The 17,099-nt window shown below is 33.8% G+C and carries 13 protein-coding genes and 1 tRNA gene; 1 reads left to right on the forward strand and 13 read right to left on the reverse strand.

The genetic code is table 11. From position 1 onward, the window contains the following. Positions 1–375: 375 nt before the first annotated feature. The 13 genes from ACP7AV_RS12625 to ACP7AV_RS12685 form a co-directional block, all read right to left on the reverse strand. Positions 376–463 (reverse strand) — tRNA-Ser (locus ACP7AV_RS12625). 166 nt (positions 464–629) lie between these two features. Next, on the reverse strand, positions 630–1,763 hold the full coding sequence (gene ribB, locus ACP7AV_RS12630; protein WP_426092255.1) for a 3,4-dihydroxy-2-butanone-4-phosphate synthase: 1,134 nt from the start codon (positions 1,761–1,763) through the stop codon (positions 630–632). Positions 1,764–1,771: 8 nt separating this feature from the next. After that, positions 1,772–3,208 (reverse strand): LptF/LptG family permease, encoded by a 1,437-nt coding sequence (locus ACP7AV_RS12635; protein ID WP_426092256.1) that lies wholly within the window; start codon positions 3,206–3,208, stop codon positions 1,772–1,774. A gap of 8 nt (positions 3,209–3,216) precedes the next feature. Next, entirely contained in the window at positions 3,217–3,861 is a 645-nt protein-coding gene (locus tag ACP7AV_RS12640; protein WP_426065263.1) for a LolA family protein, read from the reverse strand. 50 nt (positions 3,862–3,911) lie between these two features. Further along, a complete protein-coding gene (locus ACP7AV_RS12645; RefSeq protein WP_426065220.1) occupies positions 3,912–6,362 on the reverse strand; it encodes a DNA translocase FtsK in 2,451 nt (816 codons plus the stop codon). A gap of 18 nt (positions 6,363–6,380) precedes the next feature. Next, positions 6,381–6,755 carry a diacylglycerol kinase family protein gene (locus ACP7AV_RS12650; RefSeq protein WP_426065219.1) on the reverse strand — a complete coding sequence of 125 codons (375 nt, stop codon included), beginning with the start codon at positions 6,753–6,755 and terminating at the stop codon, positions 6,381–6,383. Positions 6,756–6,765: 10 nt separating this feature from the next. Then, positions 6,766–7,263, reverse strand: coding sequence for a thiol peroxidase (tpx, locus tag ACP7AV_RS12655; protein ID WP_426092257.1), 498 nt, complete (start codon positions 7,261–7,263; stop codon positions 6,766–6,768). 188 nt (positions 7,264–7,451) lie between these two features. Continuing rightward, complete coding sequence (locus ACP7AV_RS12660; RefSeq protein ID WP_091172168.1) at positions 7,452–7,709, reverse strand: DUF6952 family protein; 258 nt, start codon at positions 7,707–7,709, stop codon at positions 7,452–7,454. A 154-nt stretch (positions 7,710–7,863) separates the two neighbouring features. Then, positions 7,864–8,172 carry a thioredoxin family protein gene (locus ACP7AV_RS12665; RefSeq protein WP_426092258.1) on the reverse strand — a complete coding sequence of 103 codons (309 nt, stop codon included), beginning with the start codon at positions 8,170–8,172 and terminating at the stop codon, positions 7,864–7,866. An 86-nt stretch (positions 8,173–8,258) separates the two neighbouring features. Further along, positions 8,259–8,897 (reverse strand): peroxiredoxin, encoded by a 639-nt coding sequence (locus ACP7AV_RS12670; protein ID WP_426092259.1) that lies wholly within the window; start codon positions 8,895–8,897, stop codon positions 8,259–8,261. A 359-nt stretch (positions 8,898–9,256) separates the two neighbouring features. Beyond that, a complete protein-coding gene (locus ACP7AV_RS12675) occupies positions 9,257–10,867 on the reverse strand; it encodes a glycoside hydrolase family 3 protein (protein WP_426092261.1) in 1,611 nt (536 codons plus the stop codon). A 139-nt stretch (positions 10,868–11,006) separates the two neighbouring features. Beyond that, positions 11,007–12,275 carry an MFS transporter gene (locus ACP7AV_RS12680; protein WP_426092262.1) on the reverse strand — a complete coding sequence of 423 codons (1,269 nt, stop codon included), beginning with the start codon at positions 12,273–12,275 and terminating at the stop codon, positions 11,007–11,009. A 27-nt stretch (positions 12,276–12,302) separates the two neighbouring features. Further along, complete coding sequence (locus ACP7AV_RS12685) at positions 12,303–13,835, reverse strand: glycoside hydrolase family 10 protein (protein ID WP_426092263.1); 1,533 nt, start codon at positions 13,833–13,835, stop codon at positions 12,303–12,305. A 237-nt stretch (positions 13,836–14,072) separates the two neighbouring features. Here ACP7AV_RS12685 and ACP7AV_RS12690 point away from each other — a divergent pair, with 237 nt between their 5' ends. Then, on the forward strand, positions 14,073–16,988 hold the full coding sequence (locus ACP7AV_RS12690) for an FAD-binding and (Fe-S)-binding domain-containing protein (RefSeq protein ID WP_426092264.1): 2,916 nt from the start codon (positions 14,073–14,075) through the stop codon (positions 16,986–16,988). Positions 16,989–17,099 lie beyond the last annotated feature (111 nt).

Here is a 17,099-nt window from a genome sequence, read left to right on the forward strand (position 1 = left end):
TTTACCGGTGGTCATCGTGATTGACTGTTGGTTGTAAGAGATACGGGCGAAAATGGGAGATTCTCCCTTTTTGTTAGCTTTTCCAGCTTTGAGATAAAAAATTACTTTTAACATAACTTCTTGTTTTTAAATTAATAATCAAATTGATTTAAAAACTTTGAGAGTTGCTAGTGATGGCGGGGAATTCCCGGGGAATTCTTCCGATTTAGTGACCCTATTTTCTCGAAAATGGCTGAAAATAAAATAGGGTCACCAATAGGGTCACTGTTCTTTGATTCTATATGTGTATTTTGACACATTATAAAAAACGAAAAAGCCTTTAAATACTACTATTTAAAGGCTTTTGACTTTTAAAGTTTCTTTTGAAACCTTATGTGGCGGAGAAAGAGGGATTCGAACCCCCGGACCTGTTACAGTCAACAGTTTTCAAGACTGCCGCATTCGACCGCTCTGCCATTTCTCCAGTATGTCGCATTCATTGTCTGATTGCGAGTGCAAATATAAGAACCTTTTTTGGTTATGCAAATCTATTTTTAGAAAAAAAGCATCTATTTTTTGGACTAATTTTTAAAGGTTTCATTTTGTATACTTTAGATGAAAATATTTTTATAATTTTTTTTAAAATGAATTTAATAATTTACATATTCTTTAATTTCTAATCCATATCCAATCATTCCAACGCGTTTTGTTTGCTCAGTATTGGATAATAAACGGATTTTTGAAATATCAATATCATGTAAAATCTGAGCACCAATACCAAAATCTTTATTATCCATCTTTATTTGTGGTGCTTTAAATTCTCCTTTCGCTTGCAGTCCTTTCAATTCTACAATTCGATGCAATAAGTCTATTGATTGCGCTTCCTGATTAATAAATAAAACCGCCCCTTTTCCTTGATCATTTATCAATTGAAACATACCGTCTAATTTCTTATTGACATCATTGGTCAATGTTCCTAAAATATCATTATTGACTAAAGTAGAATTGATTCTGGTAAGTATTGGTTCACCAATATTCCAGTTGCCTTTAGTCAGCGCAATATGTATTTGTTTGTTAGTGGTTTGTTGGTATGCACGTAATCTGAATGTACCAAAACGAGTTTCAATATCAAAATCTTCTTTTTTAACAATTAAGCTGTCGTGTTGCATTCTGTAAGCGACTAAGGATTCGATTGACACTAATTTTAAATCGAATTTTTTTGCCACTTCGACTAATTGGGGAAGACGTGCCATGGTGCCGTCTTCATTCATGATTTCCACAATTACTCCAGCTGATTTAAATCCAGCTAAACGAGCAAAATCAATTGCTGCCTCTGTATGGCCTGTTCTTCTCAAAACACCACCTTGTTTGGCAATTAGAGGAAAAATATGTCCGGGTCTTGCTAAATCATGCGGTTTTGTTTCTTGATTTACGAGTGCTAAAATTGTTTTTGCTCTATCAGCTGCTGATATTCCAGTTGTAACTCCGTTTCCTCTTAAATCCACCGAAACTGTAAAAGCGGTTTCCATTGGATCCGTATTATTGGTCACCATCACATGCAATCCTAATTCTTTACAACGGCTTTCTGTCAACGGAGCGCATATTAATCCGCGACCATGAGTAGCCATGAAATTAATCATTTCGGGTGTTACTTTTTCGGCTGCAGCCAAAAAATCTCCTTCATTTTCACGATCTTCATCATCAACAACTATAATAATTTTTCCTTGACGAATATCTTCTATTGCTTCTTCAATTGTGTTAAGTTGTATTTTATTTAAGTCCATTTCGGGTGTTAGTTTTGTGATGGGAATATTTTTTTTACTAGTTTTTGAAATGGAGCTAAAATAACATCCATATTTATTAAACCAATATCGTTTGTAGCTCTGTAAGTCAATAAAACAGCTAATGGTGTTAGTATAAATGATGATAACCAAGCTCCCATAAATGGAGTCATTCCATTTTCCTGAGCAATCCTTTTTCCAAAAGTATTTATAAAATGAAAGGTTATAAATATAAAAACAGCAAAAACTATTGGAAGTCCTAATCCTCCTTTTCTAATAATTGCTCCTAATGGCGCTCCTATAAAAAACATCAGAAAGCAAGCATATACGATTACAAATTTATCGTAAAAAGCCAATAAATGTCTGTTTATATTTTTCTGCTTATTGAACAATTCGGTTTTAGAAGAATCAATGGAATAGCTGGTGCTGATCACATTACTGCTGGCGATTTTTAAAATATCCGATTTTTGTTCGTTGGTGTATAATGATAGAATATCATCTGGAAGTGGTTTACTTTTTTTGGCTACTGGTACTAATTTTTTTTTCCCTGGAAATCCAATTCTTGCATTGCTGTTTTCGGTAAACGTAATGATGTCCGTTTTCATATTTTTATTTAATGAATCTAAAGTGTAATTTAGTTCATTAACGGTAAGCATGGTATTTGTGTTGGCAACAGATTCGTCATTTACATCCACTTTATTCAGTTCAGATAAATCTATATTTATAATTTGCTTTCTAAAGGAGCTTTTTGCAAAAGGCATCTTACTGCGATCTTCATATTTTTTTGGAACGATGTCTTCGTAATAATACCCTTTGTTAAGCACTAATTGCAGAATACTGGATTCTTCACTACTAATTAATTCTCCATTTTTGGCTTTGATTACAGTTTTACTTCCATCACCAATTTTAGATTTTTTGTGAATAGTTATTCCGGTCAGAATATTTCCTTCTGTGCCACTTTTTTTGTTGACTTTTATATTATAAAAACCAACATCATTAAATTGTCCTTCGGCGATAGCCAATGCTGGTTTGACCTGTGCGATATTTTTTCGAAAATTAATAAACTTGTATTCAGCATAAGGAATGACATTATTCGAAAAGAAAAAGGCCACAACACTTAATAAAACTATGAATACAGTGAGACTTCTCATGGCGCGTTGAAGCGAAATTCCCGAAGATTTCATTGCTGCAAATTCATAATTTTCAGCCAAATTTCCAAAAGTCATTATCGAAGATAAAAGTATAGAAAGTGGTAAAACCAAAGGTACAATTCTAGGCATGGAAAAGGCCAGGAACTTAATAATCATTAATAGATCTAAATCTTTCCCAGCCAATTCTGATATAAATAACCAAACGGTTTGCAGTATAAATATAAAAAATAGGATTACAAATACCGTAATAAATGTAGTCAAAAAGGTTTTTAATAAGTATTTGTCAAGAATTTTCACTTAGCGCATTAATCTAATTTGTTGATGTAGTAATTTGGATATTTACTTCCCGCAAATGTAAATTGATTTTTTGACAAAGGTTGGTTGGTTTTGAAAGAATTAACCGTTAAAGTTGTTTTTGTGCCTTTTTTGCCCATTTCTATTAAATTGTAAATGTGTTTCGTTTGAACATCAATTCCCAATAAGACTTCTTTTCTTTGATCTTTAGCATTTAACGGAACTAATTTAATATATTGAATTTTTCTGCCTTTTACATTTTGCAAAATATCCATATTATATCTGTAACCCGTATTAAAAAAAGTCAACATTTTTGATGGAGTTATGGCATTATCGTCTTTTTCATTTACTGCTGAAATGGTAATTTCTTCATCTTCGGGAACAATAGTATATGTTTTTTTACCATCAAAAATTTTAGTGACTCCCATGAAATTTAAAACATATTGATTTCCTTTCATCGTAACATTTCCTTTACTGTCCTGATTGATGTTTTCTTTGGCGTTATTCAAGGAGTATTTAAAATCAATAGCAATATTATCATAACTTTTAACTTTAGCAGTAACTTGATCTAAAAGGTCTTTTGCTTTTTTATCTTGTGCTTGAACTGAAAAAGTAAGAATAAATATACCCGCTAATAAAAGGAACTTTTTACTCATATTTTGTATGTTGCTTTTTTTAGAATCTTGAATTTTTGATTTCATCGTAATTATTTGTTTTTTTCATTGTTGAAAAATTGATCAAGAGAACTCATGTCCAGAATGTTAACACTGCGTGCTTTACTTCCTTCAAAAGGGCCTACAATTCCAGCAGCCTCGAGTTGATCGATTAATCTTCCTGCTCTATTGTATCCTAATTTAAGTTTTCTTTGTAATAAGGAAGCTGATCCCTGTTGTGCATTCACAATGATTTCAGCGGCCTCTCTAAACAAAGTATCTCTGTCGGAAATATCCATATCAAGATTAATGCCACTTTCGTCACCAACGAACTCAGGAAGTAAATAAGCAGTAGCGTAGGCTTTTTGGGAACCTATAAAATTAGTAATTTTCTCCACTTCAGGAGTGTCGATAAACGCACATTGTACCCTTACCACATCATTTCCATTGGTGTAAAGCATATCACCACGTCCTATCAACTGATCCGCTCCTTGCGTATCCAAAATGGTTCGAGAATCAATTTTTGAGGTCACTCTAAATGCTATTCTCGCAGGGAAATTGGCTTTAATTAAACCTGTAATTACATTTACAGATGGTCTTTGTGTCGCTATAATTAAGTGTATTCCAATGGCTCGCGCCAGTTGTGCCAAACGAGCTATGGGAACTTCCACTTCTTTGCCTGCAGTCATAATCAAATCGGCAAACTCATCAACTACAAGAACAATATAGGGTAAAAATCGGTGTCCGTTTTCAGGATTCAGTTTTCGAGCCTTAAATTTATCGTTGTATTCTTTGATGTTACGGACCATCGCATCTTTTAACAAAGAATAACGGTTGTCCATTTCTACGCAAAGGGAATTTAATGTATTAACTACTTTTGCATTGTCCGTAATAATAGCGTCATCCATATCTGGAAGTTTTGCTAAATAGTGTCTTTCGATTTTGTTAAAAAGTGTAAGCTCTACTTTTTTAGGATCTACCAAAACAAATTTAACTTCAGCTGGATGTTTTTTGTATAACAGCGAAGTCAAAACGGCATTCAAACCAACTGATTTTCCTTGACCAGTAGCTCCTGCCATCAATAAGTGAGGCATTTTGGCTAAATCCACTACAAAAGTTTCGTTAGAGATTGTTTTTCCAAGAGCGATTGGTAATTCCATTTCAGCTTCTTGAAATTTGGCAGATCCGATAACACTTTTCATAGAAACCATCGTTGGATTCTTGTTAGGAACCTCAATTCCTATGGTTCCTTTCCCCGGAATAGGAGCGATGATACGAATTCCTAAAGCCGAAAGTGACAGCGCAATATCATCTTCTAAACTCTTAATTTTTGAAATGCGAATTCCTGCTTCAGGAACAATTTCATATAATGTAACCGATGGGCCAACGGTCGCTTTTATTTGAGCAATTTCTATTTTATAATTGCGAAGGGTATCTACAATTCTGTTTTTATTTTCTTCTAATTCTTCCTGATTGATGGTAATTCCCCCTGTAGAATATTCTTTTAATAAATCAATCGTAGGAAATTTATAATTGGATAAATCCAAAGTTGGGTCGAATAATCCAAAATCAGCTACTAATCGAGACGCTAAGTTTTCTTCGATAATGTCTTCTTCAGGAGCGGTTTCTATTATAAACGATTCCTCAGCATTCGAAATAACTTCTGGAGTTGCTATTGGTGTTACTTCCATTGCAAGCGGTTTTACAATAGGATCTCTATTAATATCAGATGAATTACTAATAGTTGGTTTTAATGCTTCTTTGTTGATTTCGAATTGTGAACCATTTGTTTTTAAATGAATGTCGTCAATTTCTTCCTCTTCAAGAACTGCAAATTCTTCCAAATTATAACCGCTTTTTCCGTTGTTTAGCGGATTGGTGATGGAAACTGCTTTCATTTCTTTTTTGGTAGTATCAAAAAACAATTGAATACTTTCCGGGGAAAGCTTGATTTTGAAAATGATATAAATAATGAGTCCAAAAAGCAAAATTAGTAACGTTCCTGTTTTTCCAATGTAATCTTGCAAAAATAAATTCAATTCATATCCAATAGTTCCTCCTAATTCAGGCGCTGAAGTAGCAAAAAATCCAAATAAAACGGATACTATAATGATCACAAATAAATCCCAAAACCAAATATTCTTAAGTTTTCCTAAAGAAATACCAAGAATCATATATATTCCTGAAAGAAAAAATAAACGTACGAATATAAAAGCGGCGATTCCAAAACCTTTATAAACCAGTAAATCAGCTAAAAAGGCGCCAAATTTTCCAAGCCAGTTCTGAACCGTTTCTGAACGATCCGTCAATTGTTGAACAGCACTTTGATCTTGTTGTCCATAAAGGAACAAGGACACAAACGCAAACAATAATGCAACGGAAAATAAAACCAGTAAAGAACCAAAAACAATTTTATTCTGTTTGGTTAATTTTAATGGTGTTTTGACCGCTGATTTAGTTTCGCTTTTTTTTATTAAAGGAGCTGTTTTTGTTGTTTTTGCCATTCTTATTTGTAATAATACCTAAAAAACGAAAGGGATATATATAATTAAACCAATTACTATTGCTGTCAAAGCAGCAAAAAATACCGCTCCCGCAGCAATATCTTTAATGAAGCCAATTCTTTCGTGATAATTGGGATGAATAAAATCGGCTATTTTTTCAACAGCCGTATTTAAACCTTCAATACTCATCACTAAACCAATAGCTAAAGTCTGAAAAAGCCATTCTGTTTTAGAAATACCAAAATAAAATCCAGCAATGCTGACCAAAATTCCAAGAGAAAATTGAACCATTATGCTGTGTTCTGTCGTAATAAGTTTTAAAGCTCCCTTTAGAGCATAAGAGACACTTTTTAATCTTCCGGAAAAAAAAGTATTGTCTTTTTGAAATTCCATTAAATTCAGATTAAAGTACCGCTAACGCAGCTTCGTAGTTTGGTTCATCTGCAATTTCAGCAACTTGTTCCGTATGTGTAATTATTCCGTTTTCATTAACAACGATAATAACTCTTGAGTGTAATCCGGCCAGAGGACCGTCGGTCATTTCTAAACCATTTGCTTTACCAAAACTTCCTTCTGGAAAATCAGATAAGTTAACAACATTTTCAAGTCCTTCTGCACCACAAAAACGTTTTTGTGCAAATGGTAAATCTCTTGAAACACACAAAACAGTAGTATTTTCTAAAGTACTGGCGCTTTCGTTGAATTTTCTAACAGATGCTGCACAAGTTCCGGTATCTACGCTTGGAAAAATATTTAAAACTAGTTTTTTACCCGCAAAATCTTGTAATGAAGCGATAGAAAGGTCCGTTTTTACTAACTTAAAATCAGCGATTTTTGTACCTATTTTTGGTAATTCCCCTGAAGTATGAATTGGATTTCCTCCTAATGTTATTGAAGCCATAATGTTTGTTTTTTTATGAGGTTCAAAAGTATGAAAATTATTTAAGAATTTGTCCTCAAATAGAGGTTTAAAGTTTACCATTTTACGCAAATCATTAACTTTAAAATTATGTCATCTTTTAGATTTATTGAATAAAAAAACGCACCCGTTTCGGAATGCGTTTTAGTAGAATTAAATAAAAAATTCTTTTATTTATCGATGGAACCCAAAACACGTTTCATGAAAGTGTTTAAGGCTTCTTTTTTATCAGTTCCGGTTTTTACTAGTTTGTTTACTTCTAATGCGCCGTACATATTAGAAATTAATTCACCAATGACATCTAATTCTTCATCTTTCAATGACGAAATTTCAGTCATAGCTTCCAGAACTTCTATCGTTTCAATGATGTAATCTTCATCATTTTCCTCAATAAACTGCGTTAAATGCTTAATAACAGGTAATTTCATTTTTTTCCTTGATTTTTAAATTGTAACATTTATTCGATTTTTAGATTTGTTGGAACTCTAAATTGAATTTAAGTATAAAAAAGATTTTTAGGTTTTTAAAATCTAAGACGTCTATAAATCTAATCAAGTCTAAAAATCTAATCTGATAATCTTGTTAAACAATCTCGTTTACTAATTCAATTAGCACTTCTTGTTTATTAGTTTGTGTTTCGTTTACCAGTTTGCCATTTACAAAAGTGGCAAAAGTTGGCAAATTACTCACATTCGCTAATTTTCTGGATTCCGGAAAATTTTCAGCATCAACAAGAGCAAAGGTGATTGTTTCATTTTCTAAAGCCAATTTTTTGAATTTAGGCTTCATGATTCTGCAATTTCCGCACCATGATGCCGAAAATTGAACCACTACTTTTTCGTCTTTTGCAATTAAATCCTGTAACGTATCTTCGGTTAATTCGATTAACATATTTTTAAATTTCAAAATGCAATTGCAATACTAATATTTACTGTATTAAATAGAAATTTAGTACTACAATTGACAGTGTTATTGATTTAGTTTAAAGTCAAGTATTCAGCTGTACTGTTTCGGTCAGCGCTCATTGCTTCTTTTCCGGCTTCCCAGTTTGCAGGACAAACTTCTCCTTTTTCTTGAATGTGTGTGTAAGCATCAACCATACGCAAGTATTCACTTACATTACGACCTAGTGGCATATCGTTTACGCTTTCGTGGAAAATTTTTCCAGTTTCATCAATAAGGTATGTTGCTCTGTACGTTACATTAGAACCTTGAATAATAATTGAATCAGTTTCTTCGCTGTAAGCTGTTTCTTCAATATCAAGAATTCCTAATATGTTTGATAAGTTTCTGTTGGTATCCGCAATAATTGGATAAGTTACACCTTCAATTCCACCGTTGTTTTTTGGAGTATTTAACCATGCAAAATGTACTTCGTTAGTATCACAAGATGCACCTATAACAATTGTATTTCTTTTTTCGAATTCTGGTAAAGCGGTTTGAAAAGCATGTAATTCAGTTGGGCACACAAATGTAAAATCTTTTGGATACCAAAATAAAAGTACTTTCTTGTTGTTGTTTACAGCTTCTTCAAAAATGTTGATTTTTAAATTATCACCCATTTCAGAGATAGCGTCTACTGCAATACTTGGAAATTTTTTACCTATTAATGACATTTTTATTTACTTTTTAATTGTTTTTTTGTTGGTGCAAATGTAGTCATACTAAAAGTAAATTAAAATAGCATTTGATTATAAATACTTATCTCAAAATAGGGAATTATTATGATAAAATTTTTTAAAGATTTTACCTATAATTAACCCGTTGGGTGTAATTAATAAAAATTTGAATTAATCTTAAATAAAAAAATTGAACTACATAGAAACATAGAAAAAAAGATTTGGACATACCAATTTTTAGCTTCATGCAGCTATGATTTTCTCTAAAAAAGTGAAACGCCTTACATAATTTTAAAATCTATGTTTCTATGTGGTAAAAAAATTAAACAAATTGAATTACACCCAACGGGTTATAATTATAGAAAGTTAACCTCTACAGGAATAGTTCCTTTACATTTAGTATTTTTCAAAAGTTGTTCGGCAGCGGTCTCCTGAAATTCTGAAAAATCCTGATACATTTGAATAATTCCTGAAGCATCTTTCAAATTTGGAATAATTTGCAGCGCATAAGGATTCCCGAAAACATATAAAATGCACTTTTTGACGGTAAACATGTTACCTAAAAATTGAAGTACGGAATCTTCAATATCAAAATTGTTTAATGGTTTTGCCTTTGGAACAAATAAAGAAATGATTAGAGTGTCAAATTTATTTAGTTCATTTCCTAATTCATTCAAAATGGATTCACCTCCAGTTTCATAACTGAATTCAGGTGAAGGTAAAGCGTTACTTAAGGTATGAAAAAATACATTATCGGTATTTTTATAGATGCTAATTTTGGCAAGATCACCTCTATTTTTTGCGTCAAAAACAGTCTCTGTATTGTGATTGTCTTTTATTTTTGTAATGCAGTTTTGAGCAATTTTCAGATTTAATTTAGAAGTGGTTTCAAAATCAAAATCAGTCGCTGAAAGGTTTGGCAAACTTAGTTTTCCATCTACAATTCCTGCTTTTTGTTTGCATTTCCAGATGCGTTGAAAACTAGCTTCAATTCTTTCAGGTTTTGCATTTTTAAGGATTTCCTGGATTCCTTCAACAACATTTTCTGCGAAGCACAACACATCATTACCCGCATTGAAAGCTTCCCATTCCAACTGTCCTTTTTTATCGTACAATTTAGAAACGCTATGCATATTTAACGCATCCGAAATCACTAGACCATCGTATCCTAATTGCTTTCGCAAAAGCGTTTCAATTACGGATTTTGATAACGTGGCTGAAGTGTCTTTTCCATCGTTTAAAGCGGGAACTGCTAAGTGGCCAATCATAATCGAATCAACGTTATTCTCAATTCCTTTTATAAAAGGAACTAATTCATTGGCTAATAATTCTTCCAAAGTTTCTTTTAAAACGGGTAATCCTAAGTGCGAATCAATATTCGTATTTCCGTGTCCGGGAAAATGTTTAAAACAACCTAAAATCCCGACATCATTCATTCCTCTAAGATATTCCAGCGAAAAATCAGCTACTTTTTCTTTGTTTTGACCAAAAGAACGGTACCCTATTACAGGATTATTAGGATTATTATTGATGTCGGCCAAAGGCGCTAAATTATAATGAATCCCAACAAATTTTAAGTCTAAGCCTATTTGTTTACCAACTTCGTAAACCAAATTTTTTTCATTAATAGGTAAAGCGCCAAGTGTTATAGCATACGGATATTGTGGTGTTTTTTCGACGCGCATGGCTAAACCCCATTCGGCATCGATACTCATTAATAACGGAGTCGTAGCACAACTTTGATACCTTTTAATAAGTTCCTTTAAACGTTGAAAACTATCATCATTTAAAACTACTTTTTTCTTAGATTCATAATTCGTCGCTGCACTGGCTCGGCTGTGAAAAAAAGTCAATCCTCCGATGTTGTAATGCCTTATTAATTGTTCGGTAGCTTGAATGTTTTCTTCAGTATCATTAATGAAAACGGCAGGAAAGAAAAACTGTCCTATTTTTTGTTCTAATGTCATTAGTTAGAATTTTATACTTTTTTAGTACGCAGAAAAAATGGATTCACTATTTCAAAAACGCAGGTAAAAACGGATTTTTAAAAACGGTTTTTATTGTTGACTTTACACAGTAAATCCGTCTTATCCGTGTGCTATTAAATTATTCGGTTTTCTTTCCAAAATCGGCTGGAAAAATCAAAAATCGGGATAAAATTAATCCTGGAATGGTTGCCAAAAATACCCAAATAAAGAAATTTCCATAGCCCAGATATTCTTGGATATAACCACTCAACATTCCCGGAAGCATCATTCCTAAAGCCATAAATCCAGTTGCGATAGAGTAGTGGGACGTTTTTGATTCGCCATCAGCCACATAAATTAAATACATCATGAAAGCCGCAAAACCAAATCCATAACCAAATTGTTCCGCAATTATCGTCAAATAAACATAGATAACGGAACCCGGATGAAAATGGGAGAGTAATATAAACCCTATTATGGGTAAGTGCATAGCTAAAATCATGGGTAGCATCCACTTTCCTAATCCATCTCTAGATATGACTATACCGCCCAGAATACCTCCAACAGTTAGTGCAATAACCCCGAAAGTGCCATATATTATACCAACATCCTGAGTGGTTAATCCCATTCCGCCTGCAGTTATCGGATCGATAAGAAAAGGAGTCAACATTTTTAATAATTGCGATTCTCCTAATCTAAACAATAAAATGAAAGCTAAAACTAAACCAATTTGTTTCTTTTGAAAAAAAGTAGCGAAAACAACAGCAAAACTTTTATTAGGAACCGATTCCGCTTTTGTTGCTAAGATTTTTGCTTCAATTTTTGGAGTCGAAAAATAATTATAAATGGTAATTACAGTCATAATGATACCGACAATTACCATCGTGTAGGACCATGCTTTTTGCTTATCACCATATTCTTGTTCTAAATAACCCGCAATAAACACTATTAATCCATTGCCAGTAAGCATGGAAAGTCTATAAAAAGTACTCCTGATTCCAAGAAAAAAGGATTGCTGTTCTTTTTCTAAAGCCAACATATAAAATCCATCGCTTGCTACATCATTAGAAGCGGAAGCAAATGCAGCAACCCAAAATACGGCTAAATTAATAACGAAAAAATTACTTAAAGGTATCGTCAAACCCACCACTAAAAAAGCAATAGAAATAATCAATTGCATGGTTAAAAACCATTTTCTTTTAGTCGAATAAAGATCAATAAATGGGCTCCACAACGGTTTAATTACCCACGGTAAATACAGTAAACTGGTATAAATCCCAATATCTTCATTATTGATTCCGAGGTTTTTATACATGATCACCGATACCGAAATAATGATGGCATAAGGCAATCCGGAAGCAAAGTTTAAAACGGGAATCCAATACCAAGGTCTGTTGTCTGTTTTCATTTATAGCGTGTTATATTCGATTCAATTTTACAGCGTAAAGTTCACTAAAGTTGCTTCACTTTCATTACCATAAAAATCAATGAATGTAATTGCGCAGGTTGTATTTTTGTCTAATTTATAAGATGGAATCACAACTTCAACCGTATTATTATCATCTTTAAATGCTATTTTATCAATAATTTGACTTGGATCGTTAATATCAATTTTTGAATTGAATTTGGCTCCATAAACCATTACGTAACGCACTTTACTGTATAGAGGATAAGTAACATTAAATCGTGACGCAATTGGGTCTATCAAAATGTTATTCGCTGTAGGCACGATCGCCATTTTTTTAATGGAACCGGGCACTACGGTTGGAAGGGCAGCATATTTGTACTGGTTTTCTGTTAGTAACTTGGTCACATTTTGATTTCTGTTTAAGAATGATTTGGCACTAAAAAAAGCATTTCCCTGAATGTTTTTGTAGGATCTGGTAATGTCAATTTGATTTGGTATTTCATTTGGATTATTCCATCTTTTATCAGAATCAGTGTTGATTTTATACGTTCCATTTCCAATGTAAATTGCTGTATTCGTTGAGTTTTCAGACCACCAACGCAATAGTTTTGAATAGGAAGCTTTTGGATGATCCATGCTCCAATATAATTGTGGCACAAGGTAGTCAATCCATTTATTTTCCATCCACGCTAAAGGATCAGCGAATAAATCATCGTAATTCGTTTGTCCCGCCTCGGTTTCAGAACCTCTGGGATCTACTGATTTATTTCTCCAAACTCCAAATGGGCTGATGCCAAATTGCACCCACGGTTTGATGTTTTTTATCGAAAGGGAAACACATCGTACAAAATTATTCACATTTGAACGTCTCCAATCTTCGATACTTAGTCCATTACCGTATTTTTTGAAAGAATCGGTATCATCAAATAGTTCTCCTTTTATTCTGTACGGATAAAAATAATCATCAAAATGTATCGCATCAATATCATATTTTTCCACTACCTCTTCTACGATTGCCGTCAAGTGGTTTTGAACTTCGGGTAATGCCGGATTGTAATAATATTTTCCACCATATTTAATCATCCAATCTGGATGCTTGAAAAAATCATGTTGCGGACTCAAAAGCGACGTGTTGTAATCCATTGTAGCTCTGTATGGATTCATCCAAGCATGAAATTCAAAACCTCTGGCGTGAGTTTCAGCAATCATCCAGGCTAATGTATCAAAATATGGTTTTGGAGCTTGTCCTTCTTTACCAGTCAAAAAACGTGACCACGGAGCTAATTCTGTTGGATAAAAAGCGTCACCAACACTTCGAATCTGAACAATAACAGCATTATAATTTAATTTTTTGTAGGTGTCTAAAATCTCAATATAATCCGCTTTTTGTTTGGCAACATTATCAGTGCTCATTTTTGGCCAATCAATATTTACCACGGTAGCAATCCAAACGGCTCTAAATTCATTTTTTGGATTTGTAGCCAATGCTTGTGCGTTACCATTCCAAAAAGAAAGTAAAAGGAACGTAATAAGCAGAAGGGTGTGCTTGAAATTTTTCATCGGAGTATCGTTTAAATAGTGTTCAAAAATAGTTTTTTTAGTGAAATTTACCAGTTAAAATGGTTTTAAAATTTGACTTATTTTACCAGCGCAATTTCTTTGCCAATTTTTTTAAAATGAGATTTAAGAAAACTTTCCGGTAAATAACAAAAGGATTTGAATTTTTCTTAGTTGTTTTTAAGGTATAAACTGCTATATATTTATATTTGTGAAAATAATAGCAATTTACTCCACTAAATGTTAATCACGCCTCAATTACAAGAATTATCTCAGTCATTAGAAGGAACACTTTTTTATGATGATCTCCATAAAACATTATATGCCACGGATGCTTCCGCGTATCGAATTATGCCAGTTGCTGTAGCGATTCCAAAATCAGAGGAAGATATTGTAAAAATTATTCGATTTGCAGCAAAAAATAAAATTTCAATTACGCCCAGAACTGCCGGAACTTCCTTAGCTGGACAAACGGTAGGGAATGGAATAATTGTAGATGTTTCGAAACATTTCACTAAGATTGTCGCTTTTGATTACGTACAAAAAACGGTTACCGTTCAGCCGGGAGTGATTCGGGATGAACTGAATTTGTACTTAAAAGAACACGGGTTGTTTTTTGGTCCCAATACTTCTACTTCAAATCGTTGTATGATAGGCGGAATGGTAGGCAATAATTCATCGGGAACTACATCGATTCGGTACGGAGTTACCCGCGATAAAATAGTGGAGATTAAAGCAGTTTTGAGTGATGGAAGTTCGGCAGTATTTAAAGAAATGACTTCTGCTGAATTCATTGAAAAGACAAAAGGGAACACGCTTGAAAGTTCTACTTACAAGACCATTTATGAGGAACTTTCGAATAGCGAAAACCAAAAAGAGATTGTAAAGGAATTTCCGAAACCTGAAATTCACCGAAGAAATACCGGATATGCGATTGATTTATTATTGAAATCGGAACTTTTTGGAGGAACAGAAAAAACAATAAATGTAGGGAAACTCCTTTGCGGAAGCGAAGGAACACTGGCTTTTACCACCGAAATTACTTTGAAAGTCGATGAGCTGCCACCAACGAATAATGTGATGGTAGTGGCTCATTTTCATACCATCCAGGAAAGTTTAGAAGCTGTGGTTACTGCGATGAAGCATCATTTGTATACGTGTGAAATGATGGATGACACGATATTAAATTGTACCAAAACCAACAGAGAACAAGCGAAAAACAGATTTTTCATTCAAGGAGAACCAAAAGCGGTTATCATGCTTGAAGTGGCGTCGCATCACAATATGGAAGATGCCGAAAGACAAGCTAATGATTTAATTGCAGATTTGGAAAGAAATAATTTTGGGTATGCTTTGCCAAAAATTTACGGAGCTGATATTGATAAAATAAATGAATTGCGAAAAGCAGGTCTTGGACTTTTAGGAAGTATTGTTGGCGATAATAAAGCGGCTGATTCTATTGAAGATACCGCCGTTGAGTTAAGTGATTTACCTAATTACATTGCCGAATTCACGGCAATGATGGAGCGTCACGGTCAGAGTGCCATATATTATGCACATGCCGGGGCCGGAGAAATTCACTTGCGACCGGTTTTGAATTTGAAAACAAAAGAAGGGCTGCATCAATTTAGAAATATCGCAACTGAAGTAGCCATTTTGGTGAAAAAATATAGAGGATCTTTGAGTGGGGAACATGGCGACGGGATTGTTCGTGGCGAGTTTTTGCCTTTTATGATTGGAGACAAGAATTATGAATTGTTGAAAAGAATCAAACATGCTTTTGATCCTAACAGTATCCTGAACGTTGGGAAAATCGTAAATGCGTTCAAAATGGATGAAAATCTTCGGGTGGAAGCGGGCAGAGTGGAACCGGAAATACAAACAATTCAGGATTTTTCGGATAGTATGGGGATTTTACGTGCAGCGGAAAAATGCAATGGTTCGGGTGACTGTAGAAAATTACCTTCGGCGGGTGGGACTTTATGTCCAAGTTACCGCGCAACCCGAAATGAAAAAGATACGACGCGCGCCAGAGCCAATGCGCTGCGAGAATATTTGACACATTCCGAAAAAGACAATAAATTCGACCATGAAGAATTGTATAAAGTATTTGAATTGTGTGTGAGTTGCAAAGCCTGTGCCAGCGAATGTCCTAGTAATGTGGATGTGGCAGCGTTAAAATCGGAGTTTTTGTACCAATACCAAAAAGCAAATGGATTTTCATGGCGCAATAAAGTGTTTGCTTTTAATGCGAAACTGAATGGCCTGGGAAGTATCACTCCAAAATTCACGAATTTCATGGTGAACTTGCCCTTTGTAAAAAAAAGTATGGGGATTTCTGCCAAAAGAGAAGTGCCGCTTTTGGCTCCAAAGACATTTCGAAAATGGTATGAAAAAAATTGGAATCAAGCACCAAGTGATTCTTTTGAAAACGGAAAAGTATGTTTGTTTTGTGATGAATTCACTAATTATTATGATGTTTCAGTTGGAATCGATGCGTACGAGTTATTGACAACATTAGGATATGAAGTGATTCTGGTGGATCACGAAGAAAGCGGAAGAGCTTTTATTTCTAAAGGTTTTCTCGAAGAAGCAAAAGCAATTGCGAATATAAATGTTGCCGTTTTTTCGGATTATATTACTGCAGATTTACCTTTGATAGGAATCGAACCTTCAGCGATATTGACATTTAGAGACGAATACATTCGATTGGCCGATAATAAAGAAAGTGCGGAAAAATTAGCCAAAAATGTATTTACAATTGAAGAATTTTTCAAAAATGAGATTACAAAAGGAAAAATTCATACACAACAATTTTCCGAGGAGGCGAAAACAATAAAAATTCACGGACATTGTCACCAAAAGTCATTGAGTACGATGGAAGCGACTTTTGCGATGTTGAATGTGCCCAAAAACAGTTCGGTTACCATTTATAATTCGGGTTGTTGTGGCATGGCAGGTTCTTTTGGATACGAAAAAGAACATTATGAAATCAGCATGCAAATGGGAGAAGATACGTTGTTTCCAAAAATTAGAGCCACTGATGCGACAGCGGTCATTGCTGCAGCGGGAACCAGTTGTCGCCACCAGATTTTTGACGGAACTACCAGAAAAGCATTGCATCCGGTCACAATTTTAAGGAGCTGTTTGAAGTAGAAACTATTTTTTAAAAGACAGATAAATTGTGACTGGCTTTCGTTTTCCAAAAATATTGGAAGACTTTTTTAAAAATAAAAATAATAAAATTCTTTTATATTATTATATCCG

The sequence above is a fragment of the Flavobacterium sp. DSR3-2 genome (assembly GCF_049896525.1).
In the GTDB taxonomy this organism is placed as follows: domain Bacteria; phylum Bacteroidota; class Bacteroidia; order Flavobacteriales; family Flavobacteriaceae; genus Flavobacterium.